This is a genomic window from Aquabacter spiritensis (assembly GCF_004346185.1).
In the GTDB taxonomy this organism is placed as follows: domain Bacteria; phylum Pseudomonadota; class Alphaproteobacteria; order Rhizobiales; family Xanthobacteraceae; genus Aquabacter; species Aquabacter spiritensis.
Genome location: NZ_SMAI01000007.1, coordinates 192,992 through 219,244, shown reverse-complemented (window position 1 = coordinate 219,244; position 26,253 = coordinate 192,992). Strand labels below are relative to the sequence as shown.

Sequence of the window (26,253 nt, the reverse complement as noted above, 5' to 3'; positions counted from 1 at the left end):
TCGGGGTGCCGACCTTCGATTGAAGTGGTTGCCACACGAGATCGATCACGATAGTCATATCGTAACATTTCACGGAGCACGCATGACGCCGCCATCTCTGACGTTTCACGAGGGGTCAGACGCCGACCTGAAGCGGGACGGCGTCTATGAGCAGATCCTGCTGGACATCATCTGCGGCGAGCTGCGCCCCGGCGCACAGATCGACGAGGTTACGTTGGCCGACGCGTATGCCGCCGGGCGGGCCGGGGTGCGCGACGCGCTCTACCGGCTCGCCCTCGAAGGGCTGATCGATCGTCGGCCCCGCCTCGGCTCCTTCGTCGCGGCGCCCGGCTTCGTGGAATTGCAGCAGGTGTTCCGGCTGCGCATCCAGCTCGAAGGCCAATGCGCGACGCTCGCGGCGCAGAATGCCCGCCCCGCCGATATCGCGGCGCTGAAGAACGCCTATCGCGACGCCGAGCGGGCGATCCAGGATCAGGACTGGCGCGCCATCATCCGTTTCGATCGAGCCTTCCACGGCGCGCTCGCCACCGCCGCGCAGAACCGCTGGCTCGCCCACTGCATCCTGACCCTGCACAACAGCGCGCTGCGCTTCTGGCATTACGCGCTGCCGCGGCGGCCGGCAGACGCCGTGCGCAAGGAAGTCGATCTCCATCTGAAGGTCGCCGACGCGGTCGCGGCGCGCGACCCGCTCGCCGCCGAAACCGCGATGCGCACCGTGCTCGGCGAATTCCCCTCGACGGTGAAGGAACTGTTTGCGGAGGATCTTCCGCATGCCGCGGGCGCGGGGCGATGATGGCTGCCGGCGCCCGTGAAACCGTCATCTCGCTGTCCGGGGTGACGAAGGCGTTCGAGGGCAATGCCGGCCACCTCGTCGCGCTGAAGGACATCGGGCTCGACCTCTATGCCGGCGAAGTCCTCGCGCTGGTCGGTCCGTCGGGATGCGGCAAGAGCACGCTGCTGAACATCGTCGCCGGCATCCAATCCGCCGATCACGGGACGGTCACCGTCTTTGGCAAGACGCCGGGCAAAGACGGCTCCACCGCGCTCGGCTACGTGTTCCAGGAGGACCGGCTGCTGCCGTGGCGCACCGCGCTGCGCAATGTCACCTTCAGTCTGGAGGCCGGGAGCGTGCTGCGCTCAGAGCGCGACCGCCGGGCCCGCGAGGCCCTGGCTCTGGTCGGCCTCGCCGGGTTCGAGGCGAGCTATCCGCACCAATTGTCCGGCGGCATGCGTTCGCGCGTCGCGCTCGCCCGGTCGCTGGTCCTCGATCCCCCCGTGCTCCTGATGGACGAGCCGTTCGGCCGGCTCGATGCGATGACGCGCAGCCAGATGCACGGCGAACTGCTCCGGCTCAAAGGCCTGTTCGGCATGTCGATCCTGTTCGTCACCCACGATGTCGACGAGGCGGTGGCGCTCGCCGACCGGGTGATCGTGCTCCAGCCCCGCCCGGGGCGCATCTCCACCGTGCTCGACGTCGATCTTCCGCGTCCCCGCGACACTGCGGGGCCGGAGGGCGCGGCCGTGGTCTCCAGGCTCAAGAGCCTCATCGGCTCATAAAAAGGGGAACATCACATGCACAGGATCAAGGCGCTTGCGGCGGCGGTCGCCATCATTCTCGCTCCCGGCTTCGCCGCGGCCCAGGAGGTTCGCGTCGGCTATTGGGCCAGCGGTGTTTCGGCCGGTCTCGGCTTCGTGCTGGAGGATGGGAAGTTCCTCGAAAAGGAGGGGCTGAAGCCGTCCTGGGTGCAATTCACCAAGCTCGCCGAGGTGAACCGCGCCTTGATCTCGAAATCGATCGACATCGCGGTTGCCGGCGGCACGGTGCCGAGCCTGCGCCTCGGCGCGGAAGGGGTGCCCGCCAAGATCATCGCCTCCGACATCGTCGCGGACGCGAACTTCGTGGTCCCCGAGGATTCGCCGATCAAGACGCTCGCCGATCTGAAGGGCAAGCGGATCGGATCGACCCCGCCGGGCAGCACCGCCTACGCCCTCGTCGCGACCATTCTGAAGCGCAATTACGGAATGACCGACAAGGATTTCCAGCAAGTGCCATCGGGCGAGGCGCAGCTCCTCACCTTCATGCAGCGGGGCGAGATCCAGGCGGCCCTCATGCGCACCATCACGCTGCGCCAGCTCGGCCCCGCCGCGAAGGTCCGCGTGATCGGCACCGTGCCGCAGGAATGGAAGAAGCTGATCAAAGCGGATTCCCCGCCGGTGCTCGGCGTCGCCGTGGTCGATTCCGCCTTCAACGAGAAGAATCCCGAGGTCACCGTGAAATTCATGCTGGCCTTGATGAAGGCGGTGAAGTGGGGCGCCGCCCACCAGGCCGACGTCGCGGCGATCCTGAAGACGCGCCTCAACATGAATGATGCGGAAGCGACGGCCTACGCCTCCGCCTGGACATCGAACTATTTCGCCTCGCTGGAGGAGGCCGACATCCAGTCCCTGCTGCAGATGGCGGAGGTCTTCAAGGCCGAGGACAATTTCCCCGGCACGGTGACGCGCGACGTCTTCCTGCCCGAACCCTATCAGAAGGCCAAGGCCCTCATGGGATCGGCCAAGTGACCGACGTTGCCGTCCCACCGCCCCGCAAGCCGGCCAAGGGCGTTCCGCTGGTCATCCAGCGGATCGCTCTGGCCGGCGGGTTTCTGCTGCTCTGGCAGATCGCGGCCAGCGGTGTGCCGTCTTATGTCTTTCCGCGCCCGGCGGCGACCTGGGCGGCGATCGAGCACTTGTTCACCACCGGCGTGGTCTGGGGCCATCTCGGCGCCACGCTCTACCGCATCGTCGTGGGCTTTCTCCTGGCCGCGGCGATCGGGGTTCCGATCGGGCTGCTGCTCGGTTCGTCGCGCCGTCTCGGGACCTTCTTCAGTCCGGTCCTGCCGGTGATGAATTCGGTGTCGTCCGCCATCTGGTCGCTGATGGCGGTGGTGTGGTTCGGCCTGTCCGACGCCACGCCGATCTTCGTCGTGCTGACGACCGGTTTGCCGCTGATCATCACCAATGTCTGGCAGGGCACCAAGAACGTGAATGCCGACTGGCTGGAACTGGCCTCCTCGGTCCATATGCCGAAGCACAAGGTGCTGGCGAAAGTCTATCTGCCGGCCGTGCTGCCGGACTTCTTCTCCGGCGCACGCCTCGCCTTCGGATTCGGCTCGCGGGTCAGCCTGGTCGCGGAAGCGTTGGGCTCCTCTTATGGCGTCGGCTTCATGATCGTGCGCGCCGCCGACCTCCTGCAGATGAGCCATGTCATCGCCTGGTCCGTCATCCTGATCGCCACCATCGCCTTGATCGAGAGCGTCGTGATCCGCCCGGCCGAGCGTCATCTGTTCCGCTGGCGCAAGGAAGCCGGCCTATGAGCCGGCTCCGCGCCCTCACCGGCGGCGTCGCCGCGATTTCGTGCAGCCATCCCGCCGCCGCGGTGGCGGGATGGGAGATGCTCGCACAGGGCGGCGGCGTGGTCGATGCCGCGCTCGCCTGTGCCAGCGTGCTGACAGTGGTGCAGCCCCAGGCCTGCTCGCTCGGCGGCGACGCCTTCATCATGGTCCACGAGGCAAAGTCCGGGCGCACCTTCGGCATCAACGCCTCGGGCCGCGCGCCGCAGGCCACCGATCCGGACGCCTTCGGCGAGACCATCCCGATCCATGGCGCGCGGTCGGCGACCGTGCCGGGTGTGGTCGCGGGCTGGGACCTGATGCATGCCCGGTTCGGCCGCCGGCCCTGGGCCGAACTGTTCACCCGGGCGATCGCTGTGGCGCAGGACGGGTTCGCCGTCAGTCCCTATCTCGCCGCCGCAACCCGCCTCTATTTTCCGGCGCTGGCGACGGACCCCGGCGCCGCGCGCCTGTTCCTCGACGGCGGGGCCGCGACGCCCGGCGCGCTGCTGCGCCAGCCCGCGCTCGCCGCGACCCTGGAGCGCCTGGCAAAGGCCGGCGCCCGAGATTTCTATACCGGCGAGACGGCGGCCGCGCTCGCCGCCTGCGTCCGGGCACGCGGCGGCTGGATGACGCGCGACGACCTCGCCGCCTGTTCCGCGGAATGGGTCGCGCCTTTGGCGGCGCGTTTCCGCGGCCTTGAAGTCAAGGCGATGCCGCCCAATTCCTACGGCCTCTACATGCTGCTCCAACTGGCGGCGCTGGAGAGCCGGCGGCTCGACGATTTCGATCCGCTCGCGCCGGACCGTTTCGCGGCGCTGATCCGGGCCGCCCATGCGGCGTTCGCCATGGGGGCGCCCTGGGTCGCGGACGGCGGGCGCGACGACGATCCGCTCGCCGCCCCCAACCTCGCCGCGCTGCGTGCCGGCTTCGCCGACGAGATGGCGGCCGGAGCCGACAATAAAGGCGGCACCTCCGTCGTCGCTGTCGCCGACGCCGCCGGCAATGCCGCCGCCATCGTCCAGAGCGTGTTCATGGTCTATGGCGCGGCCGTCGCCGATGCCGCAACCGGCATCCTGCTCAACGACCGGATGATCGGCTTCACCACCCGCGCCGGCCACCCCAACCGGATCGCGCCGGGCAAGCGGCCGGCCCATACGTTGAATCCCTGCATGACCTTCGACGAAGGCCGCCTGCGCCATGTTCTCCTCACCCCCGGCGGGCCGGGCCAGACGCTCACCCTGACCCAGGTGCTCCAGGCGATGACCGACCACGGCCTTTCGCTCGCGGCGGCGGCCGCCCTGCCGCGCTGGAGCATGGATCTGACGGGCGCGAGCGTCGTCGAGGCGGCGATGCCGCAGGCGACGCTGGACGGGCTTGCCGGGCTGGGGCTCGCCGTCGGGCGCGGCGCGGACAATTCGCCCTTCTTCGGCTCGGTCGAGGCGGTGATGCGCGATGCCGAGGGGCGCCTCACGGCAGTCGCGGACGATCGCCGCGAAGCCTTCGCGCTCGCTCTGTGAGGTTTGGAATGTCCGCTGCGTCCCCCGCCGACCTGATCCTGCACAACGGCCGCATCCTGACGTTCGACGCGGCGGACCGCATCGTCGATACGCTGGCGGTCGGCGGCGGCCGAATCCTCGCGGCCGGCAGCTATGAAGAGGCCGCGGCGTTCGCCGGCCCGAGCACCCGCATCCTCGATCTCGGTGGCGCTGCGGTGATGCCGGGCCTCGTCGACGGCCATGCTCATATGGATCGCGAGGGGCTGAAACGGGTCTATCCGAGCCTCGAGGGTGCCCGGTCGATCGCCGACATCAAGGACCGCATCGCCGATCTCGCCCGCGGCAAGCGGCCGGGCGAGTGGATCGTCACCATGCCGATCGGCGATCCGCCTTATTATTGGAACGTCCCGGAAAGTCTCGCCGAAGGCCGCTGGCCGACCCGCCACGACCTCGACGCGGCAGCGCCGCACAATCCCGTCTTCATCCGCCCGATCTGGGGCTTCTGGCGCCACACCACGCCGCTCGTCACCTGCGTCAACTCGCTGGCTCTGGCCCGCGCCGGCATCAGCCGCGACACCCGCTCGCCGAGCGCGCAGATGGAGATCGAGACCGATTCCGCGGGCGAGCCCACCGGCATCTTCCGGGAATGGGAGCTGCAGCCGATCGCGGAACTCCTGTACTTCCGGCAGATCCCCGGCTTCAGCCATGCCGACCGTGTCGCCGCGATCCCGGCCGGGGCGCGGGCCTATCATGCGGTCGGCACCACCAGCATTTTCGAGGAGCACGGCGCGGCGAGCGAACTGATCCGCGCCTATAAGGACGCGCATCGCGCCGGCACGCTCACCATGCGCACGTCCCTCGTCGTCAGCCCGAACTGGCGGGCAATCGGCCCGGTCGATCCCGATGCCTTCCTCGAGGCGTTCGGATGGGCGCTCGGCGAGCCCGCGCTCGGCGACGGCATGCTGCGCGTCGCCGGCCTGTTCGTCGATATCGAGCCGACACTGAACAATGCGCTGCGGGCCGAGGCGCTGCCTTATACCGGCTGGGCCGGGTTCAATTACGACACCGCCGTCGACCGCGAGCGCGCCAAAGCGATCCTTCTGGCCTGTGCCCGCAACGACATCCGTGCGATCGCGATCTGGCCGAACATGATCGACCTTCTGGAGGAGGTCGACCGGGAAATCCCGCTTGCCGGGCGGCGCTGGATTCTCGGCCACATCTCCACCCTGAGCCCGCGCGACATCGAGCGGATCGCACGCATGGGGCTGGTGATCACCACCCACACGAACCGCTACGTCTACAAGGAGGGCCATCTCCTGAAGGGGCGCCTTCCGCCCGAGCGTCACCGCGAGATCGTTCCGTTGCGGGACCTCATCGATGCCGGCGTCACCGTCGCCCTCGCCACCGACAATGTGCCGACCTCGCTGTTCTGGCCGGTCTGGCAGGCGGTGTCGCGCACCAGCCTCTACAGCGAGGAGACGGTGGTGCCGGACCAGGCGATCACCCGCCGCGAGGCGCTGCGCTGCGCGACCGTGAACGGCGCCCGCCTGTCCTTCGAGGAGGACGTCAAGGGCGCTCTCGCGCCGGGCATGGTGGCCGACCTCGCGGTTCTGAGCGCGGACCCGCTCAGCGTCGCGGAGGCGCGCATCCCGGAAATCCATGCATTGATGACCATGGTTGGAGGCCAGATTGTCTATGAACGTCCCGGCTGGACCGCTGCCGAAGGCAGGCCGATCCCTGTCTGAGGAGATCGGCACGCCGGCCTTGCTGGTCGACGCCCGTGGTCTCGACGCCAATATCGCCGCTATGGCCGCGGCGTGCGCGGGCCGCCGCCAGCGTCTGCGCCCGCACGTAAAGACCCACAAATGCGCCGAGATTGCCCGCCGGCAGATCGCGGCGGGGGCGGTCGGCGTGTCCTGCGCCAAGCTCTCGGAGGCCGAGGCGATGGCGGATCACGGCATTGCCGACCTTCTGATCACAACGCCGGTGGTCGGGGCGGGCAAGCCGCGCCGCCTCGCCGCGCTCGCGACCCGGGCGCGGGTGATCGCCGTCGCCGACAGCGAGGCCTGCATCGCTGCTTATGCCGCGGCCGCCGCGGCTGCGGGCGTGGTGCTGGAGACGCTGGTCGAGGTCAATGTCGGACAGGACCGCTGCGGTGTCGCCCCGGGTCCGGCGGCGGCGCATCTCGCGGCCTTCATCGGCGCCTTTCCGGCGCTGCGCTTCGCCGGCCTCCAGGGCTATCAGGGCCGCGCCCAGGGCATTGGCGGATTTGCCGAACGCAAGGCGGCGATCGCGCGGGCGGCCGATCTCCTCACCGTGGCGGCCGATGCGGTGCGGGCGGCGGGCCTTCCGGTTGGAATCCTGACCGGCGGGGGGACCGGCAGCCTCGCCTTCGATCTTGCGGGGGATCTTCTGACCGAGCTGCAGCCGGGCAGCTACGTCTTCATGGATACGAGCTATCTCGGCCTCGATTGGGACGGCGCCGGCGCACCGCCGCCCTTCGCAAACGCGCTCACGGTGCTGACGACGGTGGTCAGCCGCGTACGTCCCGACCGCGCCATCGTCGATGCCGGCTGGAAGGCGATCAGCTCGGATTCCGGCCTGCCGGCCGTGATGGGGCGGGACGACCTCGTGTTCGACTTCGCCGGCGACGAGCACGGGACGCTCGCGCGGCGCGACGGCGGCCCGCTGGATCTCGCCGTCGGCGACACGGTCGAACTGGTTCCGAGCCATTGCGACACCACCGTAGCGTTGCATGACCGGCTTTTTGTCGTCGCCGCCGACGGCGGCATCGCCCGGTGGGCGGTGGACGCGCGCGGCCGGTTCGACTGAGGCGGCCACGCCCCGTGCGGCTCCGGCGGCCATCCGTCTGCCCGGTTTGCGCGCCGCGGTGCCGGCGGGCAAAGTGATGCGGCGCGGCACGTGCCGCGAAGATGGAAACGGCATTCCCATGAATCTGTCCCCGATCGGTGCGGAAGGCGCGCGGCCGCAGCTTTCCACCCTCGATGTCGTCCGCACGGCGCTCGCGCCGGTGGCCGACGCGGCGATCCTCGATGTCGGCTGCGGCGGCGGCGCGCTCGCCCGTGCGCTCGGCGATGCGGGTGCGCGCGTCACTGGCATCGACCCGCAGGAGACCGCGCTCGAGGCGGCCCGCCGCCGGGCGCCGGCGGCCACCTTCCTGCGCGCGACGGCGGAGACTTTGCCGTTTGCAGATGCGCAGTTCGACCGCGTGGTGTTCCTCAATTCGCTCCACCACGTGCCGGAGCAGGACATGGCGCAGGCCTTGGCGGAAGCCGCGCGGGTGGCGCGGGGAACCGTTCTGATCGTCGAACCTTTGGCGGAGGGGCCGTCCTTCCAGACGATGCTGCCGATCGAGGACGAGACCGCGATCCGCGCCGCCGCGCAGGCCGCGATCGCGCAGGCGGTTTCCGCCGGCCTGCTGTCGCCCGTGTCCAGTGGGGACTATGACGATCCCCGCATCGTCGCCGATGTCGATGCCTTCCTTGCCCGGGCGGTGGCGGTCGATCCGGCGCGCGGCCCGCGCGCCGTTCGCGAGAAGCCGCAGGTCGGCGCCCTTCTCGCGCAGTTCGGCGTGCCGGTCGCGGGCGGCTTCCGCCTCTCGCAGCCGCATCGGGTGCACCTGCTGCGGTCCAGCCGCGGCTGACGCCATTCCGGACGCGGCGCCGTCCGTTATAAGGGCGCTCGGCGGCACGCCGCGGCACAGCGTGCACGTCGCGTCCGGCCCGAAGCGGCGATGCGGGAGCGGCGGCGCCAAGAGCAGAACGTTAGGGAGCGATGACGTGACCTCAGCAATGGATGCGGACGACGCCTATGGCGAAATCCGCGCGTCGGTGCGGCGCCTGTGCGCCGATTTTCCCGGTCCTTATTGGCGGGCGCTGGATCGCGATGCGGTCTATCCCACGGCCTTTGTCGATGCCTTGACCGCGTCCGGCTTTCTCGCCGCTCTGATCCCCGAAACCTATGGCGGGGCCGGCCTGCCTTTGTCGGGGGCAGCGGCGATTCTCGAGGAAATCCAGCGCTCCGGCTGCAACGGCGCGGCCTGCCATGCGCAGATGTACATCATGGGTGCGTTGCTGCGGCACGGCAGCCCTGCCCAGAAGGTGCAGTATCTGCCGGCCATCGCCTCCGGCGCCCTGCGCCTCCAGGCGTTCGGCGTGACGGAGCCGACCTCGGGCACCGACACCACCGCCCTCAAGACCACGGCGCGCCGCGAGGGCGACGTCTATGTGGTCAACGGCCAGAAGATCTGGACCAGCCGCGCCGAGCATTCCGATCTCATGCTGCTTCTCGCCCGCACCACGCCGCGCGAGGCGGTGGCGAAGCGCACCGAAGGCCTGTCGATCTTCCTGCTCGACATGCGCGAGGCGCGCGCGGCCGGCGGGCTCACCATCCGCCCGATCCGAACCATGATGAACCACGCCACGACCGAGGTGTTCTTCGACGATGTGCGGGTGCCGGCCCAAAACCTCGTCGGCGAGGAGGGCAAGGGTTTCCGCTATGTGCTGTCCGGCATGAATGCCGAGCGCATCCTGATCGCCGCAGAATGCATCGGCGACGCGAAATGGTTCATCGAGAAGGCGACGGCCTATGCCCGCGAGCGGGTGGTGTTCGGGCGGCCCATCGGCCAGAATCAGGGCATCCAGTTTCCCATCGCGCGGGCCTATGCGCAGATGCGCGCCGCCGATCTGATGGTGCGCGACGCCGCCGCTCTGTTCGAGGCCGGCAAGCCCTGCGGCGCCGAGGCGAACATGGCCAAGATGCTCGCCTCCGAAGCGTCCTGGGCGGCGGCGGAGGCCTGCGTCCAGACCCATGGCGGGTTCGGCTTCGCCGAGGATTACGACGTCGAGCGCAAGTTCCGGGAGGCGCGGCTCTATCAGGTGGCGCCGATTTCCACCAATCTCATCCTCAGCCACATCGCCGAGCATGTGCTCGGCCTTCCCCGCTCCTATTGAGCCGCCCATGCCCGCTCTCGACCTCGACCATCTGCGCCAATGGATCGGCCGCACCGAAACGGCCGACGATCTGATCACCCCCCGCGCCGTGCGCGAGATGCGGGTGATCCTCGACCGCGAGCCCGGCGATCCCGCCGACGGGGAGGCGGCGACTCTGACCGCCCATTGGTGCCTCGCGCCGCCCGCCGTGCGCCCGGCCGGCCTCGGCCCCGACGGCCATCCGGCACGTGGCGGCTTTCTGCCACCGGTCCCGCTGCCGCGCCGGATGTGGGCGGGCGGTCTGCTCACCTTCCACGACCCACTGCGGGTCGGCGACCGGGTGCGGCGCACCTCGCGCATCGCCGACGTCGCCGTGAAGGCGGGGCGGACCGGAAAGCTGTGCTTCGTCACGGTGGAGCACGATTATGCCACCGCGCGCGGCAGCGCCCTGACCGAGCGGCAGGACCTCGTCTATCGCAGTGTGGAGGCCGCGCCCGGCGGTGCCGGCCGGGCGGAGGCGCCGCGCGCGCCGGCAGTCCAGGAGAGCATCGCGACCTCGCCGGTTCTGCTGTTCCGCTATTCCGCCGTGACCTTCAATGGCCACCGGATCCATTACGATCGATCCTATTGCGTCGCGGAGGAGGGCTATCCCGGCCTCGTGGTGCACGGGCCGCTTCAGGCGACCCTGCTGTGCGAACTCGCCGGGCGGCTGCTTGGCCGCGCTCCGGTCCGTTTCGCCTTCCGCTCGGTGCGGCCGGTGTTCGACGGCGCGCCGATGACATTGAACGCGGTGCCGGCCGGGGACGGGTTCGAGCTGTGGACCGCGGACCGGGATGCGCGCCCCTGCATGCTCGCCGAAGCGCGCTGAGGTCTCACCGCCCGCCGGGATGGCCGAGTTCGCTGGAGAATTTGTCGGCCGCCTGGAGCAGGATCGCGCGCTTCTCTTCGACCCGTTGCAGCGTCAGGCGCCAGATCGGCCCGGAAATGCCGAGCGAGCCGATGGTGCGGCCGGTGAAGTCGCGCACGGGGACGGCGATGCACCGGACCTCGGTGTCGAATTCCCCGTCGTCATAAGCGACGCCGTGCTTGCGGACCCGCTCGATATCGGCGCGCAATTCCGCGGGGTCGGTGATCGATTTCGCCGTCCAGGGATCGAGCTTGGCCGTCGCCAGATAGGCCTCGAAGGCCTCCGGCGTGAGCGCGGCGAGCAGCACCTTTCCAAGGCCCGTGCAGTGCGCCGGGCGCAGTCCGCCGGCCCGGTCGACCAATTGGAAGGCGCCCGGCCCGAGCGCTCGCGCCGCCACGACGACGTCGTCGCCGGAGCGGAGGGCGAAATGTGCGGTCTCGCCGGTGTCGCGGGCGATCTGTTCGAGGATCGGGGTGGCGACGCCGACCAGTTCGATCTCGTTCAGCGCATTGGCCGCGAGGCTGAACACCATGCCGCCCAGGTGATAGCGCTTGGTGTCCCGCTCCTGGCGCAGATAACCGAGGCTCACCATGGTCTTGGCGAGATGGAAGGTGGTGCTGTTGTGGAGCCCGATCGCCTTGGCGAGCTCCGCGAGACTGATCCCTTGACGGTGCCGCGCCACCTCTTCCAGGATCCCGAACGCCCGCTCCAGGGATTGGACGCCGCCGGTTTTGGGTTCGGGGTCGGCGGGGGGGGAGGCGGGGGGGCGCAGCATGGGAGCTCCTCGGGCGGCGGGTCAGACGCCGCGCCTTTCACATTATGAAATAACGCATTGCGCCAGGCCGTCAACCCGGCGGCCCCTCCGCGGCGATCGCGCGGGCCGCGAGGAAGGCGAAAGCGAGCGCCGGACCGAGCGTGATTCCCGGCCCGGGATAGCGCCCGCCCATCACCGAGGCGGCGTCGTTGCCGGCGGCATAGAGGCCGGGGATCGGGCGGCCGGCGGCGTCGAGCACGCGGGCCGCCGGATCGACCGCCAGCCCGGCGGCGGTGCCGAGCGTGCCGGGATGGAGCGCGACGGCATAGAAAGGCGGCCGCAGGATCGGCGCGACGCAGGGATTGGGCGTCACCGCCGCATCCCCCATCGCCCGCTGATAGGCGTCGCCGCCGCGGCCGAAGGCCGGGTCAGCCCCCGAAGCGGCGGCGGCATTGAAGTCCGCCACGGTGCGCTGCAGCGCCGCCGGATCGACGCCGATCGCGGCGGCCAGCGCCGCCAGGGTCGCGCCGCGCTTGAGATAGCCGGTGCGCCGTTCGGCGCGGGTCGAGAGCGCGAACGGCTTGATCGTGCCGAGGCCGTAGGTCCACAGGAAATGCGCGTCGCAGACGAGGTGGCAGGGCAAAGTCGGCCCGGCGGCTTCGGCGGCGAGCATGTCCTCGACGAACTGGTGGTAGGAGCGCGCCTCGTTGGCGAAGCGGCGGCCATGGCGGTCCACCGCGATCACGCCCGGCTTGCCGCGGTCGGTGACGGTGTGGGGATGCGGGCGGCCCGCGCCGGCCCCGTCCGGCAGCGAGACCGGCACCCAGAAGGCGTTGCCGTGCGGCCCCGCGCGCACCCTGGCGCCGGCCGCTTCGCCGAGCCGCAGCCCGTCGCCGCCGGCGCCGGGATCGGCCGCCGAGCGGCCCCGCGCGGCCGGCGGCAGCAGGTCCATGCGGGCGGGATCGTGGGGGAAGCCGCCGGTCGCCAGCACCACGGCGCGCCGGGCCCGCAGGGTCCGGCCGTCTTCGAGGACGACGCCCCGCACGCGGCCGTCCGCCTGCACGAGCGCGCGCGCCGAAACGCCGGTTTCGACCCGCCCGCCGGCCGCCAGAACGGCCGCGAGCAGCCGCGCCACCAGAGCATTGCCGAGCACGAGCGAGGTGCCGCGGGGATGCGCGAGGCGCTGGCGGGCATGGCGCAGCGTGAGCCGCGCGACCCGCAGGAAAGCGGGCAGCGAGCGGCCGGCGCGGCGGAAATGCGGGATGTCCGCGCGGTCGACCATCATGCCGCCGAGCAACGTGAAGGCCGGCAGCGGCGGCTTCAGCCGGGCGAACCAGGGGCCGAGCGCGGCGCCGTCGAACGGCAGCGGTTCGAGCACCCGCCCGCCCAAGGTGGCGCCGGGCAGATCGGGATAATAGTCGGGATAGGTCAGGACCGGCCGGAAACGGACGAGGCCGCCGGCCTCCAAAGCCGCGATCGCCTCCGGGCCGGCCGCCAGAACCGCCTGGAGCTGCGGGGTGTCGGGCACGCCGAGGTGCGCGAGATAGCGCGCCGCCGCCGCCGGCGTGTCCGGCCGGCCGTGGCGCGCCATAAGGGGATTGTCGGGGATCCAGACCATGCCGCCGGAAATCGCGGTGGTGCCGCCGATCGCCCGGTCCTTCTCGATCACCTGGACCGAGAGGCCGCTGCGGGCGCAGAACAGAGCGGCGGCGAGGCCGCCCGCGCCGGAGCCGATGACCAGGACGTCGGGTTCGGTCGGGGTGTCAGTCCGCATGGCGATTTTCGGTATTGTGAAACACCGGTTCACGATATCGCGGACCGCGCCGCCTGCAAACCCCGCCGGAACAGCCCCCTTAGTCCCGCTGTTCCGCCCCGAAGACGGGCCGAACAGGCGCATCAAACGCCCGAACCCGGCCGACATCTGTTACGGCTGCGCTGAAACGGCGCTTTTCGGGCGTGGTTTTCGCGATGGGGGGTGGGGTTTCGCGGTGTGAAAGGGGGGCGGAGTCGCCGGAGACAGCCGCTGTGCGGGGCGGGGAGTTTGAAAGTCGCGGCCTCGAAGGGAATGGAATGTGGGCGGCCTGCATGCCACACGGGAGCACGCGTTCGGCCGCGCAAAGGCTGCAATCAATTCTGAGCGAGATCAGATCACCAAAGTATCGGCATCGAACCGATCCAGCTCTTCTTCGTGTGCGAGCGCGTGGTCTTTTGCCCGGACGGCGATATTCGTCATGGCCCGGATATGCTCATCCGTATGATCCGCCATGACCTGCATCCGCCAGCGGCAGGCGTTGCGGGCCACGGCGGGAAATTCGACCAGGTTGACGATCCCGCCCATTTCGGCGGCATACTTCGTCATCAATCGGGAGACCGAGGCGTTCCCCAGAGCCACCGGAACGATCGGGCTTGGCTGCCCCATAACCTTGAAACCCGCGTCGGAAAGCCGATTCCGCAGCGATGTTGCATTGGACAGCAAGCGAAACCTACGGCCTTTGCCTTCAGCACTCTCAATGATGGTCAAGGCCGCATCGATGACCGCGGCCTGAATCGGTGTCATTGCATTGGTGAACGTCGATGGGCCACAACTCGACCGAAGGGCAAACTTCAGACCCAGATCATTGCAGGCGACGAATCCACCAGGCGAAGCGAACGTCTTGGAGAAGGCGCCCATTAGAATGTCGACCTTGCCGACCATGTCCTGGCTTCCCAGAACGCCGTGTCCGTTCTCGCCCAGGGCACCGAGGTCGTGGGCGCAGTCTACCAGAAGCGTGGCATCGTATTGTCTACAGAGGGCCTGCACGGCAGCGATGTCCGGAACATCGCTGTCCATAGAGAACAAGGTTTCGGTGACGACGAGAATGCCGGCCTTGGGATCGCTCTCCCGGATACGTTTGAGCCTTTTCTCCACGCCGTCGGTCGACAGGTGGGGAAAACGGTGCACATTGGCGGTCGCCGCGTTGGCGCCTTCCTGCAGGCAGGCATGCGCCAGGACATCGATCACAACGTGGTCCGTTTCCCGAATCAGGGTCTTGATGACGCCATAGCCAGCAGCCCAGCCAATTGGAAACAGGGTGCAGACGTCGTAGCCGAGATACCGAGCCAAGCGATTTTCAAGGGCGACCGACATCGATGTGTTGCCCATCAATGCCGCCGATCCAGCGCTATGGACCCCGACCGCCTCAATTGCGCCAATCGCGGCTTTTGCTATGTCGGGATGGCTCGCCAATGAGAGATAATCCTGACTCGCGAAATTTACACCTGAAATTGGTGTTCCGTCTCGCAGGAAGCCGCGCATTTCCGGCCCGATGGGGCCATCAGCCACCTTCTGATACGGGTCCAGGCCCGCCGCGCCGCGCACCAAAAAGTAATCGCCGACAGCCGCCCAGCGGGCGATAATATTTCTGTCCGATGGATCAATGTTGGGTATTGATGTAAATCTTACATCCCTCGCGATGTATTGTCTCATGGGGCGCCCATATCTTAATATTCGGTTTTGTAAAAACGGTACTATAGTTTTACAATAAATTTGCATCCATATTTATATCTTGCCCCTATCCTTAAAATTTCATTTTCCCAGCTGGTCTTTTCCCATGAATCAATTATGCGATACGCTTTTCCTGGGTAGTTTTTTGCAGCAAAACCAGCGCACTGTATCTCTCTCGCGCTCCCGCCGATCCAGTCAGTCTCATAGGAAACTTCCTTATATCCTTTCGGGGGCCAGGGAAGATTTTGAGCAAAACTCAAGCTTGGCGCCGAAATTATCGTAATGGACAAGCAGACATGCGCAAGCCAGAGGCCGTATAATGCCTTTCTCATTTCGCTGCTCCAAGATGAGGGCAAATTGAAACGTCTGTGCAGGAAGATACAGATCTCACAAAAGGACCACATACTCCAAATGGAGTATTGCGCCGCTTTGAGGCATGCCTCGTGAGCTTCGGGGTGATTCTGCGCTTTCCCCCAGGAGGGAAGCCGGCGGGCTCTGTTGGGTGTTTCGGGGAGGAACGGTCATCGCGCGAGCAGGCAGACCCTCTGCGCCATGTTCTTCTCAAGGGTCGACAATCCCTTGCCCGCGGGCGGCTGGGGGCACTGGCAAAGTCGCTCCGGCATGGCACAGGATCGCCTTCGTGCCGGTTGCCGCCAGCGCATCGATTTCCTTGACGGCGCGCGGCAAAGCCTGCGGAGGCGGCGGTTCGCACGCCAGACGAACCGCCTTTGCGAGACCGGCGACACCGTTACACCAATCGTAGCGGCACAAGCGCCGACCAAAGCCAGGGAGCGCGGCCCGTAGAGAAAGCGCAGCGCCGCAATATCCCCCATCCCCCGCGCGCCCAAATCCATGTTGACGCCGCCGACCCGAACCGCCTAGCCTCGGCGGGACGGTTCCTTCACGGGATCAAAAGGGAACGCGGTGGGGGCGGGGTCCGGAATGGATCGTGCCCGATGCCGCGGCTGCCCCCGCAACTGTAAGCGGCGAGTGCGTCGTCATCAGCCACTGGGCCTCGGCCTGGGAAGGCGACGATTGCATGGTGACCCGCGAGCCAGGAGACCTGCCGTCAGCCGTGGTCACGCGCGAGCACGTCGGGCGGGGTGTCCTGATCGTGGTTAGTCCCGGCGGCCGTTCGGCCGCCAGGCGGCCTCGTTCGCGGTGACGTGCCACTCGTCCCGCCGAGGCTTTCATGCCGACCGTTTCCGCTTGTCTTGTTCCCGGCGCCGCGCGCGCCGCCGGCCTTCCCGCGCCAACCGCGTCTCTCCCCGCCCCCCTCCGCGCCTCCCTCCGCGCCTCCCGGCTCGCCACGCTTCTCGCCACCCCACTCGTCTGCATCTCCGCCGCCGCGCTGGCGCAGACGGCCGACACGGCCCAGAGCATCGACCTGCCCGAAATGGTGGTGAGCGCCACCGGCATCCCCACCCCGGCCGACCGGATCGCCTCCTCGGTCAGCGTCGTCACCGCCGAGGAGATCGACCGCCAGCAATTGCGCACCCTCCCGCAGGTGCTCCAGACGCTGCCCGGCCTCAATGTGGTGCAGACCGGCGGGCCGGGCGGCCAGACCTCGGTGTTCATCCGCGGCACCAATTCCAACCACGTCAAGGTGCTGATCGACGGCATCGACGCCGGCAATCCCTCCACCCCCAACGGCGCGTTCGATTTCGGCCAGCTCCTCGCCACCGATCTCGCGCGCGTCGAGGTGCTGCGCGGCCCGCAGAGCGGGCTCTACGGCTCGGATGCGATCGGCGGCGTCATCTCGGTCACCACCAAGAAGGGCGAGGGGCCGCCGAAGGTCTTCGGCTTCGTCGAGGGCGGCGCGCTCGGCACCTTCAACCAGGCGGCGGCGGTGAGCGGCGCGACCGAGCAACTGGCCTATTCCTTCAACGTCACGCATTTTTCGTCCACCGACATCCCGGTGACGCCGCCGAACATCGTCCCGCCGGGCAGCCCGATCCATCCCAATTCCTACGACAACTGGACCTATTCGACCCGCCTCGACCTGCAGATGACGGACGCGCTCGCGTTCAATTTCGTCGCCCGCTACATCGACAGCCAGCTCGCCTTCACACCCGACATCTATCCTCCGCCGTTCTATTCCGGCATCCCCGCGCCGCAGCGCTCGACCAGCGGCGCCAGCCTGTTCTTCACCAAGGGCGAGGGGGTGTGGACCGCGCTCGACGGGCGGCTCGCCACGACCTTCGGGGTGAGCGCGATGAATACGTCCAACCCGACCACCGGGCCGAATTCCGGCGTCAACGGCCAGTATGACGGCGACCGGCAGGTCTATTATCTGCGCTCCAACTTCGCGGTCGCGGCGGGCCAGACCCTGCTCGCCGGCATCGAGCGGCGCGACGAAAGCATGACGTCCTCGACCGCTTATACCGATCTCTCCGCCAATACCGGCGACACCGGCGTCTACGGCGAATGGCAGGGCACGTTCGACCGCGTCTTCTATGCCGCCAATGTCCGCTATGACAGCGACGACACGTTCGGCGACCACACCACCTTCCGCCTCGCGCCGGGCCTGCGCATCCCGGAGACCGGCACCACGCTGCGCGGCAGCATCGGCACCGGCTTCAAGGCGCCCTCGCTCTATCAGCTCTACGCGCCCTATTATGGCAATGCCGATCTGAAGCCGGAGGAAAGCACCGGCTACGACATCGGCTTCGCGCAGGAGGTGTTCGGCGGCCGGGTGACCTTCGGCGCCACCTATTTCCACAACGACATCACCAATCTGATCAGCTACGACCCGGTGACCTACGCGAACGTCAATATTTCCAGCGCCACCACGCAGGGCGCCGAGACCTTCTTGGCGGTCGCGGTCACCGAGCGGCTGAAGCTGCGGCTGGATTACACCTACACGTACGTCGTGGGCTATATGCCGCCGGGCGAACCGTTCGGCGCCGCCTGCGCGCCGCTGACGCCGACCTCCTGCACGCCGCTCCGCCGGCCCAACACCAAGGTGAGCGTGACCGCCGACTGGAATCCGACCGACGCCCTCACGCTGTCGGCGAGCCTGATCTATGCCTCGTCCTGGTGGGACATCGTGCGGCTCTCCAGCGAGACGATCGACCAGCCCGGCTATACCGTGGTGAACCTCGCCGCCAATTATGCCCTCGGCCCGGCGGCGACCCTGTTCGGGCGGATCGACAATCTGTTCGACCAGACCTACGAAAATCCCAACGGCTTCCTCGCCCCGGGCTTCGGCGCCTATGGCGGGATCAAGTTCACCTATTGAGGCGGGCGATGCGGCATCTCCTGCGGCGCGCGGGCGCCTGGCCCGGGACCGGCGGGGCCGCAATGCGCGGCGGCGCCGGCCTTCTCCTCGCGGCGGCGCTGGGGAGCCTGTGCGCGGGCGCATCGGCCAAGGCGGAGGCGCCGCGGCCGATGCGCATCGTCTCGCTCAATCTGTGCGCGGACGAACTGGTGCTGCGCCTCGCCGATCCCGACCAGGTGGCGTCCGTCACCTATCTCGCGCGCGATCCGCGCAGCTCGAACGTCGCGGACCGCGCCCGCGACGTTCCGGTCAATCGCGGCCTCGCCGAGGAGATCGTGGCGCTGCGGCCGGACCTCGTGATCGTCGGCGCCTTCACCACCCGCACCACGACCGCGCTGCTGCGGCGGCTCGGTTTGCCGGTCCTCGAACTCGGCGTACCGGACAGCCTCGCCGCGGTCTACGACCAGATCCGCGGCGTGGCGGAGCGGATCGGTGTGCCGGAGCGGGGCGCGGCGATGATCGCCGGGATGAAGGCGGCCTTCGCCGGCCTGCCGCCGGCCCCGCCGCAGCGCCCGACCGCCATCGTGCTGCGGCCCAACGGCTTCACCGCCGGGCGCGGCTCGCTGGTGGACGAGATCCTGGGCCTTGCCGGGTTCGACAATCTCGCGGCGCGGCTCGCGTCCGACCGGATGGGCCAATTGGCGCTGGAGGAGGTGGTCGCGGCGCAGCCCGATCTGCTGGTGATCAATGCCGCCTCCGACGCCCCGCCCTCGCTGGCGGACGAGCTGCTCCATCACCCCGCTCTGGCGGGCCGGCGCACCCTCGGCCTGCCGACGCGGCTCTGGGCCTGCGCCGGGCCGGAACTGGCCGAGGCCGCGCGCCGGCTCGCGGCCCGAGCGGGCCGCCCCGAATGACCCGCCTCGTCGCCGCCCTCTCCGGTCTGGTCCTGCTGCTCATGGGGGCGTCGGTCGCGATCGGCGCTGCGCCGCTCGATGTCGCCGCGGCGCTGCGCGACCTTCTCGCGGGGCGGCGCTCGCTCGACGCCTTGATCCTCGCCGAACTGCGCCTGCCGCGCGCCGTGCTCGGGGCGGCGGTCGGCTTCAGCCTCGGCCTCACCGGCGCGGCGCTGCAGGGGCTGATGCGCAACCCGCTCGCCGATCCGGGCCTCGTCGGGGTGTCGGGCGCGGCGGCGCTCGGGGCGGTCGTCGCCTTCTATTTCGGGTTTTCCGCGCGTTTTGCTTTGGCGCTGCCGCTCGGCGGGCTCGCCGGGGCGGGGCTGGCGACCGCGGTCCTGCTGCATCTCGTGCGGCGCGGCGCCGGGACCGCGACGCTGATCCTCGCCGGCGTCGCGGTGAACAGCCTCGCCGGGGCGCTGACCGCGCTCGCCCTCAACCTCGCCCCGAGCCCCTATGCCGCGCTCGAACTGGTGTTCTGGCTGATGGGCTCGCTGTCCGATCGCAGCCTGCTGCACGTCGCGCTGGCGCTGCCCTTCATGGCGCTCGGCTGCGCCCTGGTGCTCGCGACCGGGCGCGCGATGGATGCTCTGACCCTCGGCGAGGAGACCGCCGAGAGCCTCGGGGTCTCGCTGCGCCGCGCCCGGCTGCTGGTGATCGGCGGGACCGCGGCGGCGGTGGGCGCGAGCGTCGCCGTGGCGGGCGCGATCGGCTTTGTCGGGCTGGTCGTGCCGCATCTCATGCGGCCCTTCGTCGGGCACCGCCCCGGCCGGCTGCTGCTGGCGAGCGGGCTGGCGGGCGCCGCGCTGACGCTTTCGGCCGACATCGCCGTCCGGCTCGTGCCGACCCGGCCCGAACTGAAGCTCGGGGTGGTGACGGCCTTGATCGGCGCGCCCTTCTTCCTCGCGCTGCTGCGCCGGCTGAAGGCGGGGGACGCATGATCCTCGCGGCCCGCGACATCGCGATCGTGCAGGGCGGCGCGCGCCTTCTCTCGGGGGTCTCGCTCGACCTGCGGGGCGGCGAGATGCTGGGGCTGATCGGTCCCAACGGCGCCGGCAAGACCACTTTGCTGCGGGCCCTGTGCGGGCTCGCGCCGCTGGCGGCGGGAGCGGTCACCTATGACGGGCAGCCGCTGGCGGATCTGGGCGCCGCCGCGCGCGGGCGCAGCGTCGCCTATCTCGCGCAGGACGGGCGGATCCACTGGCCGCTGCCGGTCGAGGAGGTGGTCGCGCTCGGCCGGCTGCCGCACGGCGCGGCGCGGATCGACGCCGCCGTGCTGCGCGCTTTGGAAGCTGCGGACCTGCTCGGCCTGCGCAGCCGGGCCGCGGGCACGCTGTCCGGCGGCGAGCGCGCCCGCGTTCTGCTGGCCCGCGCGCTGGCGGTGGAGGCGCCGCTCCTGCTCGCCGACGAGCCGGTGGCCGCGCTCGATCCCTCCCACCAGCTCCAGATGATGGAGGCGCTGCGCGCCGCCGCGCGCGGCGGCGCGGCGGTGGTGGTGGTGCTGCACGATCTCACCCTCGCGGCGCGCTTCTGCGACCGCCTGCTGCTGCTGAAGGCCGGCCGCGCCATCGCCGAGGGCCGGCCCGCCGAGGTCCTCACGGCCGGGCGCGTCCTGGACGCCTATGGCGTCACGGTCGAGAGCGGCGTGCGCGACGGCGAGCTGTATGTCATTCCCTGGCGGCGGCGGGAGCCGGGCGCCTGAGCATGGAGCCGGACATGATCTCTCCCGACGACACGCCCTTCGCCCGCCTCGCCCGCCATGTGCGGGACGCCGGCACCGGCTGGAGCCTCGGCATTTTCGGCGCCATCGCGGAATTCATGCGGGCGCCCGACGAGCCGGTCCGTCTGGATGTCGCGCCCGACGCCCTCACCGCCGTCACGGCGCGCGGCGGGCTCCGGGTCCTGGCGCATGGCGAGACATTGATCGTCGATTATGCGATGCCCTCGCGCCATGCCGAGCGCCGCGTCCCGGCCGCCGCCGCCTGCCTGCCCGCCGCCCACGCGCAGCGCGCCGGGCGCACCACGATCACGGAACTCGGCCCGGATGCCGCCGCTTTGCGGGCCGAGGATGACGGCGCCCTCCTGTTCGATCTCGGCATCGGCCTCTCCAGCGTCGAGGCCTGCGTGCGCACCCGCGCGCCGGATCTGATCGCGGCGCTGCGCGCGGCCGAGGGGCGGCCCCTTCTGGCGCCGGACGGCCCGATCGGGGCCATCCTGGCGCACGGGCCGCACCGGGTGTTCGTGTCCGCACTGGGGCGGATCGAGGTGTTCCAGCCGATCCCGCCGGCCGGCGGGCGCAGCCCGGACGGGCCGCACACCCATGTCCTGCCGAAACTGCTCGCCCATGGGCGCACCCATGCCGCGAGCATTCCGATCCCCGCCGGGCTGGTGCCCTGCCTCTCCCTCCACCCACCGGCCGCCGCCGGCGGCACCGGCCGCGCTTAGGGCCGCTTTATCCGATCGGGTTGCGATGCAAGCCGATCGGCGCGGCACCTATCCCTCCCCCTCGTGCCCGGGGGCCGTATGCACGAGCTGCGTTTCGGGCGAATGGACGAGGTGCAGATACCGTTCGAACTGCACCAGCACGTCGGTGATGATCTGGTCGGGCGTCATGCCCATCACATCATAGCCGCGTCCGCCGCTGGAGAAATATGTGCGGGCCTCGTAGCGGTATTCCGGCTTGCCGGCGCTTGCCGTGAGAACCGTCGGCAGGCGGTGGGCCACGGCACTGACCCCATAAACGAAATCGCGCACGTTCTCGGCCGGGGAGCGCAGCGCGACGGCGCCATTGTCCTCGTCTTGCACCTGCGCGACACGTCCACGGCGCGTCAGTTCCTTCGCCACCTGCTCCAAAGCGGGGCGCACCTCGGCAGCCATGAACCGCGCGATCTCGGCCTGGGTCGGCGCGTGGAGAATCAGCGCGAGCCGTCTTTGCCAGGTGACGCCGGAGGCCGGCGCGCTCGGCACGGCGAAGGGCTGGCTGGCTTGCGCGCGCTGCTGGGCGAGATCGGCCCGCATGCCCACGACGAGCGCCCAGACCAGGGCCAGCATAACGAAGGTGAAGGGCAGCGCGCTGGCGATGGTGGCCGACTGAAGCGCACCCAGCCCGCCCGCCAGCAGCAGACCGGCGGCGACCGCGCCCTCGAGCGCACACCAGAACACACGCTGCCCGGTGGTCGTCTGCGTCTCTCCGCCGGCCGCGATCGAATCGACGACGAGCGAGCCGGAATCCGAGGACGTGACGAAGAATACCGCGATCAGGATGATCGCAAGGGTCGAGGTGACCGCGGGGAGCGGCAGATATTCGAAGAACTGGAACAGCCCGACCGAGACGTCCGCCGCCACGGCCCGTCCGAGTTCGCCGGCGGCCACGCTCGTATCGATGAAGATGGCGGTGTTGCCGAATACGGTCATCCAGAAAAAGGTGAAGCCGGCCGGAATGAAGAGCACCGCGACCACGAACTCGCGCACCGTGCGGCCCCGCGAGATGCGGGCGATGAACATGCCGACAAAGGGCGACCAGGAAATCCACCAGGCCCAGTAGAACAGGGTCCAGCCGTCGATCCAGGGCGTCGGCTGATAGGCGTAGATGTTGAAGGTGCGAAGGACGAGCGTATCGAGATAAAGCCCGATATTCTGTACGAAGTCGCGGAACAGAAGCTCGGTCGGCCCCACCACCAGCACGAAGAGCATGAGCAGGATCGCGACGGCGAGGTTGAGCTCGGACAGAATCCGCACGCCCTTGTCGAGGCCGGTGACGACGGAGACCGTGGCGAGGCCGGTGATGACCGCGATCAGCGGCAACTGGACCTCGGGACCGACGGGCAGGCCGATGAGATAATTGAGCCCGGCATTGATCTGACTCACGCCGAGGCCGAGCGAGGTGGCGATGCCGAACATCGTGCCCACGATCGCGAAGATGTCGACGGCGTGGCCGATTGGCCCGTTGATGCGCTCTTTCAGCAGGGGATAGAGGCCGGAGCGGATGGTCAGGGGCAGATTGTACCGATAGCCGAAATAGGCCAGGGACAGGCCGACCACCGCATAAATGGCCCAGGCATGAATGCCCCAATGGAAGAACGTCACCGACATCGCCTCGCGCATCGCCGCGATGGAGCGCGGTTCGGCGGTGGGCGGCTGCATGAAGTGGGTGATGGGTTCGCCGACGGCGTAGAACATGAGGCCGATGCCCATGCCCGCCGCGAACAGCATCGCGATCCAGGACGAGAACCGGAAGTCCGGCGTGGAATCGTCCGGACCCAGCTTGAGCCGGCCGAAGTCTCCAAGGCAGAGCAGCAGCACAGTGGCGAGGAATATGCCTACCGACAGCAGGTAAAACCAGCCAAATCCAGCCAGAATCTTCGCCTGCAACGCGCCAAACAGCGTGCCGGCCTGCTCGGGCATCACGATGCCGACCGAGAGGAACAGGCAGATGATGATAACGGATCCGAAGAAAACGGGCGGATTGATGATGAATGGCTTGAACACGCTTGCTCCTTCCATGCGAGCCTTTCATTGAGCCGCCAAGGCGAAGCCATCAGGCCTCTTTTGTGACCGTATGCGCCGCTTCCGCGCGTATCGTGTCATCTGGCGCCCAAGCGGGTCTCCGGCTCAAACGGCCTCGGCTGACTGAAGAAATGCGAGATCTCTCTCTCGCAGGGGTCCTTGTTGCGCCGCTGGGACCCCGGCCCTCTTCGAGCCTGTGCACAAACTTAAGCCATTATGACGGTTATGGCCAAGCCCCGGTCACCACACGCCTTCACATCGGAAGGTTCGGCAAACCGGGTGGGGCGTATTGCAGCGCCGCTGCATACGTCTGCTTCCCAGGGCGGTCGATGCCATCACCGCCGCGCGGAACACGAGGTTCCGAGCGGAGGAGTCCATCCAGCAGAGCCTGATCGGCTCAGATTGAAATCGACGGATCGGCGGATACGCTACGCCCCGCCCACATAGACCGCGGTGTCGCGGCCGAGGGCGGGCATCGGGTGGCGCACGCGGGGGGGTGTCGCCGCGAGGCCGATCGGGGTCTTCAGCAGCGGCCAGTCGCGGCCTTCGGCGGCGACGCGGACATAAAGGCCGCGGGCCGCCGGCAGCGGCTGGGCGAACATTTCGGCGACGCCGAGGACCGGCGCCGCCGGGATGCCGGCCGCCTCCAGCGCGGCGACGAGCTGGGCGCGCGGCAGGTCCCGGCCCTCCGCCAGCGCGGCGGGGGCGGGATCCGCGCGCGGCGCGCGCAGCATGACATAGCCGTCGGCGCAGGCTTCGAGCCGCCAATCGGCGCCGAACCGCGCGCCGTTCCAGGCCCATTGCGTCAGCCAGGCGGTGATGTCCTGCATCGAGAGGTCGATCCACTGGCCCTGGCCGGTCGCGTCGCGATGCTCCAGCGCCGCCAGCATGGCGAGCAGCGAGATCTGGGCGCCGAGCAGGTCCGAGGTCGAAATGCCGGTCTTCATCGGCACGCCGTCGGCGCGCACCACGTCCATCAGGCCCGACATGGCCTGGATCACGGTGTCGAAGGCGGGGCGGCCGGGATAGAGGCCGCGCGCGCCGAAACCGGAGACGCTGCAATAGACGAGGCGCGGATTGAGCGCGTGCACCGCCTCCGGCGAGAAGCCGCGCTTGGCGAGCGCGCCGGGCTTCAGATTTTCCACCAGGATGTCGGCGGTGGCGAGCAGCGCGCGCAGCGATGCGGCGCCGGCCGGCGTGCCGAGATCCAGGGTGACGCTCTTCTTATCGGAATTCATATAAGTGAAGAAATAGCCCTGGCCGTCCTGGGTCGGCGGCCAGGCGCGGGTGGCTTCGCCCTCCGGCGGCTCGATCTTGATCACCTCCGCGCCCAGCGCGGCGAGATGCTTGGTGGCGAGCGGGGCGGTCGTGTAATGGCCGATCTCGACCACGCGCACCCCGGCGAGCGGCGCTTCGGGCGGCGCCTCCGGCGGCGTCGCGGGCCGCGCGCCGGCCGCAGCCGCGGGGTGCGCCGTGGCGAGGAGGCGGTCGATGTCGGCCCGGCCGGAATCGGGCGCCGGCAGATCCTCCGGCACCCGGCCCGGCGTCGCGTCCATCTGCAAGGGCGAGCCGGGGAGGAACAGCGCGTGCCCGCCGGCCGCGTCCCGCACGCGCCGGACCAGACCGCGGGCGTCAAGGTTCGGCTCGACGGGATGGCCGGAAATCTCCGCCACCGGGCCGCAGGCGATGGCGATCTCGCTCAGCCGCGCGATGCAGGCCGCGACGCTCTGGGTCGCCGCCCAGGCTCCGACCTGCGCATCCACCTCCGCGGCATGGCGCACCCGGTCGGCGATGTGGGCAGTGCGGGGGTCGTCGGCCAGATCCGGGCGCGCCATCAGAGTGCACAGACGCTGCCATTGCTGGTCGGTGCCGGCGCAGATCAGCACCCAGCCGTCGGCGGCGCGGAACACGTTCCAGGGCGAGATCATGGCGTGGCGGTTGCCGATCCGCTCCGGGCTGCCATCCTCCCCGGCGAGCAGGCGCGGCAGGAAGGTCGCCATGGCGGCGAAGGCGCAGTCATAGAGAGCCATGTCGATGGTCTGGACCAGGCCGGTGCGGCGCGCCACCCGCAGCGCGGCGACCACCCCGGCGGCGCCATAGGCGGCGGTCATCGCCTCGACCACCGGCAGATCCACCGGCACCGGGGCGCCGCCGGGATCGCCGGTCGTGTCGATGATGCCGGTCAAGGCCTGGATCTGCGCCTCGGCGACCGGCACCGTCCCGCGCGGCGTGGCGGCGCCGAAGGCGGTGAAGTCGCACACGATCCGGCCCTCGGTCCAGCCCTCGGGCAGGAAAGCGCACGGGCCGTCCATGTCGCTCGAAATCAGCACCACGTCGGCCCGCGCGGCGAGCGCGGCGAGCCGGGCGCGGTCGGCCGGGTCCGACGCGTCGAGGCGCAGGCTCAGCTTGCCGAGCGCGATCTGCGCGCGCGCGTCCCATTTCGCGCCCGGCCCGACGACCGGCAGCCCCTCGACCAGGACCACCGTCGCGCCGAGCTGGGCGAGCAGCGATCCGCACGCGCCGGCCGCCACCCGCGCGCCGAGTTCGAGGACGACGATGCCGTCGAGTGCGCCGGTTTCCATGCCTTCTCCCTGCTGGTTCTTG

At 69.4% G+C, this 26,253-nt stretch carries 20 protein-coding genes and 1 riboswitch; of the genes, 15 read left to right on the top strand and 5 right to left on the bottom strand.

Annotated features, from left to right (window positions below; genetic code table 11):
- Window positions 1–82 precede the first annotated feature (82 nt).
- From EDC64_RS13075 to EDC64_RS13030, 10 genes are all read left to right on the top strand, one after another.
- Window positions 83–793: a GntR family transcriptional regulator gene (locus EDC64_RS13075; protein ID WP_132031988.1), complete on the top strand. Its 711-nt coding sequence runs from the start codon at window positions 83–85 to the stop codon at window positions 791–793.
- Window positions 790–1,557, top strand: a complete 768-nt coding sequence (locus EDC64_RS13070; protein ID WP_132031986.1) for an ABC transporter ATP-binding protein — start codon at window positions 790–792, stop codon at window positions 1,555–1,557. The genes EDC64_RS13075 and EDC64_RS13070 overlap by 4 nt, the downstream gene beginning before the upstream one ends.
- Before the next feature lie 15 nt (window positions 1,558–1,572).
- A complete protein-coding gene (locus EDC64_RS13065) occupies window positions 1,573–2,565 on the top strand; it encodes an ABC transporter substrate-binding protein (RefSeq protein ID WP_132031984.1) in 993 nt (330 codons plus the stop codon).
- On the top strand, window positions 2,562–3,359 hold the full coding sequence (locus EDC64_RS13060; RefSeq protein WP_132031982.1) for an ABC transporter permease: 798 nt from the start codon (window positions 2,562–2,564) through the stop codon (window positions 3,357–3,359). Before EDC64_RS13065 ends, EDC64_RS13060 begins: the two co-directional genes overlap by 4 nt.
- On the top strand, window positions 3,356–4,894 hold the full coding sequence (locus tag EDC64_RS13055) for a gamma-glutamyltransferase family protein (RefSeq protein ID WP_132031980.1): 1,539 nt from the start codon (window positions 3,356–3,358) through the stop codon (window positions 4,892–4,894). Before EDC64_RS13060 ends, EDC64_RS13055 begins: the two co-directional genes overlap by 4 nt.
- Window positions 4,895–4,902: 8 nt before the next feature.
- Complete coding sequence (locus tag EDC64_RS13050) at window positions 4,903–6,618, top strand: amidohydrolase (RefSeq protein WP_132031978.1); 1,716 nt, start codon at window positions 4,903–4,905, stop codon at window positions 6,616–6,618.
- Entirely contained in the window at window positions 6,569–7,705 is a 1,137-nt protein-coding gene (locus tag EDC64_RS13045; protein ID WP_245504686.1) for a DSD1 family PLP-dependent enzyme, read from the top strand. Before EDC64_RS13050 ends, EDC64_RS13045 begins: the two co-directional genes overlap by 50 nt.
- A gap of 118 nt (window positions 7,706–7,823) precedes the next feature.
- Window positions 7,824–8,537: a class I SAM-dependent methyltransferase gene (locus EDC64_RS13040; RefSeq protein ID WP_245504681.1), complete on the top strand. Its 714-nt coding sequence runs from the start codon at window positions 7,824–7,826 to the stop codon at window positions 8,535–8,537.
- 148 nt (window positions 8,538–8,685) lie between these two features.
- Window positions 8,686–9,846: an acyl-CoA dehydrogenase family protein gene (locus EDC64_RS13035; protein ID WP_132032059.1), complete on the top strand. Its 1,161-nt coding sequence runs from the start codon at window positions 8,686–8,688 to the stop codon at window positions 9,844–9,846.
- Between the two features lie 7 nt (window positions 9,847–9,853).
- Window positions 9,854–10,693: an HTD2 family dehydratase gene (locus EDC64_RS13030; RefSeq protein WP_132031972.1), complete on the top strand. Its 840-nt coding sequence runs from the start codon at window positions 9,854–9,856 to the stop codon at window positions 10,691–10,693.
- Between the two features lie 4 nt (window positions 10,694–10,697).
- On the opposite strand, the gene EDC64_RS13025 is transcribed toward EDC64_RS13030, so the two are convergent.
- The 3 genes from EDC64_RS13025 to EDC64_RS13015 form a co-directional block, all read right to left on the bottom strand.
- Window positions 10,698–11,507: an IclR family transcriptional regulator gene (locus tag EDC64_RS13025; protein WP_132031970.1), complete on the bottom strand. Its 810-nt coding sequence runs from the start codon at window positions 11,505–11,507 to the stop codon at window positions 10,698–10,700.
- Window positions 11,508–11,577: 70 nt separating this feature from the next.
- Window positions 11,578–13,260, bottom strand: a complete 1,683-nt coding sequence (locus tag EDC64_RS13020) for an FAD-dependent oxidoreductase (RefSeq protein ID WP_132031968.1) — start codon at window positions 13,258–13,260, stop codon at window positions 11,578–11,580.
- A 369-nt stretch (window positions 13,261–13,629) separates the two neighbouring features.
- Window positions 13,630–14,952 (bottom strand): aminotransferase class I/II-fold pyridoxal phosphate-dependent enzyme, encoded by a 1,323-nt coding sequence (locus tag EDC64_RS13015; protein ID WP_165933749.1) that lies wholly within the window; start codon window positions 14,950–14,952, stop codon window positions 13,630–13,632.
- 894 nt (window positions 14,953–15,846) lie between these two features.
- Window positions 15,847–16,055, top strand: a riboswitch (cobalamin riboswitch).
- Between the two features lie 107 nt (window positions 16,056–16,162).
- Between EDC64_RS13015 and EDC64_RS13010 the strand changes: the two genes are divergently transcribed.
- From EDC64_RS13010 to EDC64_RS12990, 5 genes are read left to right on the top strand one after another with little or no spacing between them, the layout of a single operon-like run.
- Window positions 16,163–18,211: a TonB-dependent receptor plug domain-containing protein gene (locus EDC64_RS13010; protein WP_132031964.1), complete on the top strand. Its 2,049-nt coding sequence runs from the start codon at window positions 16,163–16,165 to the stop codon at window positions 18,209–18,211.
- An 8-nt stretch (window positions 18,212–18,219) separates the two neighbouring features.
- On the top strand, window positions 18,220–19,104 hold the full coding sequence (locus EDC64_RS13005; RefSeq protein ID WP_245504680.1) for an ABC transporter substrate-binding protein: 885 nt from the start codon (window positions 18,220–18,222) through the stop codon (window positions 19,102–19,104).
- Window positions 19,101–20,084, top strand: coding sequence for a FecCD family ABC transporter permease (locus EDC64_RS13000; protein ID WP_132031962.1), 984 nt, complete (start codon window positions 19,101–19,103; stop codon window positions 20,082–20,084). Before EDC64_RS13005 ends, EDC64_RS13000 begins: the two co-directional genes overlap by 4 nt.
- Window positions 20,081–20,845 (top strand): ABC transporter ATP-binding protein, encoded by a 765-nt coding sequence (locus EDC64_RS12995; protein ID WP_132031960.1) that lies wholly within the window; start codon window positions 20,081–20,083, stop codon window positions 20,843–20,845. The genes EDC64_RS13000 and EDC64_RS12995 overlap by 4 nt, the downstream gene beginning before the upstream one ends.
- Before the next feature lie 14 nt (window positions 20,846–20,859).
- Window positions 20,860–21,588, top strand: coding sequence for a DUF6925 family protein (locus EDC64_RS12990; RefSeq protein ID WP_132031958.1), 729 nt, complete (start codon window positions 20,860–20,862; stop codon window positions 21,586–21,588).
- A gap of 48 nt (window positions 21,589–21,636) precedes the next feature.
- Here EDC64_RS12990 and EDC64_RS12985 read toward each other — a convergent pair whose 3' ends face one another.
- Both EDC64_RS12985 and EDC64_RS12980 read right to left on the bottom strand, forming a co-directional pair.
- Window positions 21,637–23,631, bottom strand: coding sequence for a BCCT family transporter (locus tag EDC64_RS12985; RefSeq protein WP_132031956.1), 1,995 nt, complete (start codon window positions 23,629–23,631; stop codon window positions 21,637–21,639).
- A gap of 446 nt (window positions 23,632–24,077) precedes the next feature.
- On the bottom strand, window positions 24,078–26,231 hold the full coding sequence (locus tag EDC64_RS12980; RefSeq protein WP_132031954.1) for a CaiB/BaiF CoA-transferase family protein: 2,154 nt from the start codon (window positions 26,229–26,231) through the stop codon (window positions 24,078–24,080).
- Window positions 26,232–26,253: the final 22 nt, after the last annotated feature.

Bases quoted from the DNA above. Each gene is read 5' to 3' on its own strand.
- EDC64_RS13065 (WP_132031984.1), top strand. From the start codon at position 1,573: ATGCACAGGATCAAGGCGCTTGCGGCGGCGGTCGCCATCATTCTCGCT.
- EDC64_RS13045 (WP_245504686.1), top strand. From the start codon at position 6,569: ATGAACGTCCCGGCTGGACCGCTGCCGAAGGCAGGCCGATCCCTGTCT.
- EDC64_RS13055 (WP_132031980.1), top strand. From the start codon at position 3,356: ATGAGCCGGCTCCGCGCCCTCACCGGCGGCGTCGCCGCGATTTCGTGC.
- EDC64_RS13000 (WP_132031962.1), top strand. From the start codon at position 19,101: ATGACCCGCCTCGTCGCCGCCCTCTCCGGTCTGGTCCTGCTGCTCATG.
- EDC64_RS13010 (WP_132031964.1), top strand. From the start codon at position 16,163: ATGCCGACCGTTTCCGCTTGTCTTGTTCCCGGCGCCGCGCGCGCCGCC.
- EDC64_RS13040 (WP_245504681.1), top strand. From the start codon at position 7,824: ATGAATCTGTCCCCGATCGGTGCGGAAGGCGCGCGGCCGCAGCTTTCC.
- EDC64_RS13025 (WP_132031970.1), bottom strand. From the start codon at position 11,507: ATGCTGCGCCCCCCCGCCTCCCCCCCCGCCGACCCCGAACCCAAAACC.
- EDC64_RS13035 (WP_132032059.1), top strand. From the start codon at position 8,686: ATGGATGCGGACGACGCCTATGGCGAAATCCGCGCGTCGGTGCGGCGC.
- EDC64_RS13005 (WP_245504680.1), top strand. From the start codon at position 18,220: ATGCGGCATCTCCTGCGGCGCGCGGGCGCCTGGCCCGGGACCGGCGGG.
- EDC64_RS13070 (WP_132031986.1), top strand. From the start codon at position 790: ATGATGGCTGCCGGCGCCCGTGAAACCGTCATCTCGCTGTCCGGGGTG.
- EDC64_RS12980 (WP_132031954.1), bottom strand. From the start codon at position 26,231: ATGGAAACCGGCGCACTCGACGGCATCGTCGTCCTCGAACTCGGCGCG.
- EDC64_RS12990 (WP_132031958.1), top strand. From the start codon at position 20,860: ATGATCTCTCCCGACGACACGCCCTTCGCCCGCCTCGCCCGCCATGTG.
- EDC64_RS13050 (WP_132031978.1), top strand. From the start codon at position 4,903: ATGTCCGCTGCGTCCCCCGCCGACCTGATCCTGCACAACGGCCGCATC.
- EDC64_RS13020 (WP_132031968.1), bottom strand. From the start codon at position 13,260: ATGCGGACTGACACCCCGACCGAACCCGACGTCCTGGTCATCGGCTCC.
- EDC64_RS12995 (WP_132031960.1), top strand. From the start codon at position 20,081: ATGATCCTCGCGGCCCGCGACATCGCGATCGTGCAGGGCGGCGCGCGC.
- EDC64_RS13015 (WP_165933749.1), bottom strand. From the start codon at position 14,952: ATGAGACAATACATCGCGAGGGATGTAAGATTTACATCAATACCCAAC.
- EDC64_RS13030 (WP_132031972.1), top strand. From the start codon at position 9,854: ATGCCCGCTCTCGACCTCGACCATCTGCGCCAATGGATCGGCCGCACC.
- EDC64_RS13075 (WP_132031988.1), top strand. From the start codon at position 83: ATGACGCCGCCATCTCTGACGTTTCACGAGGGGTCAGACGCCGACCTG.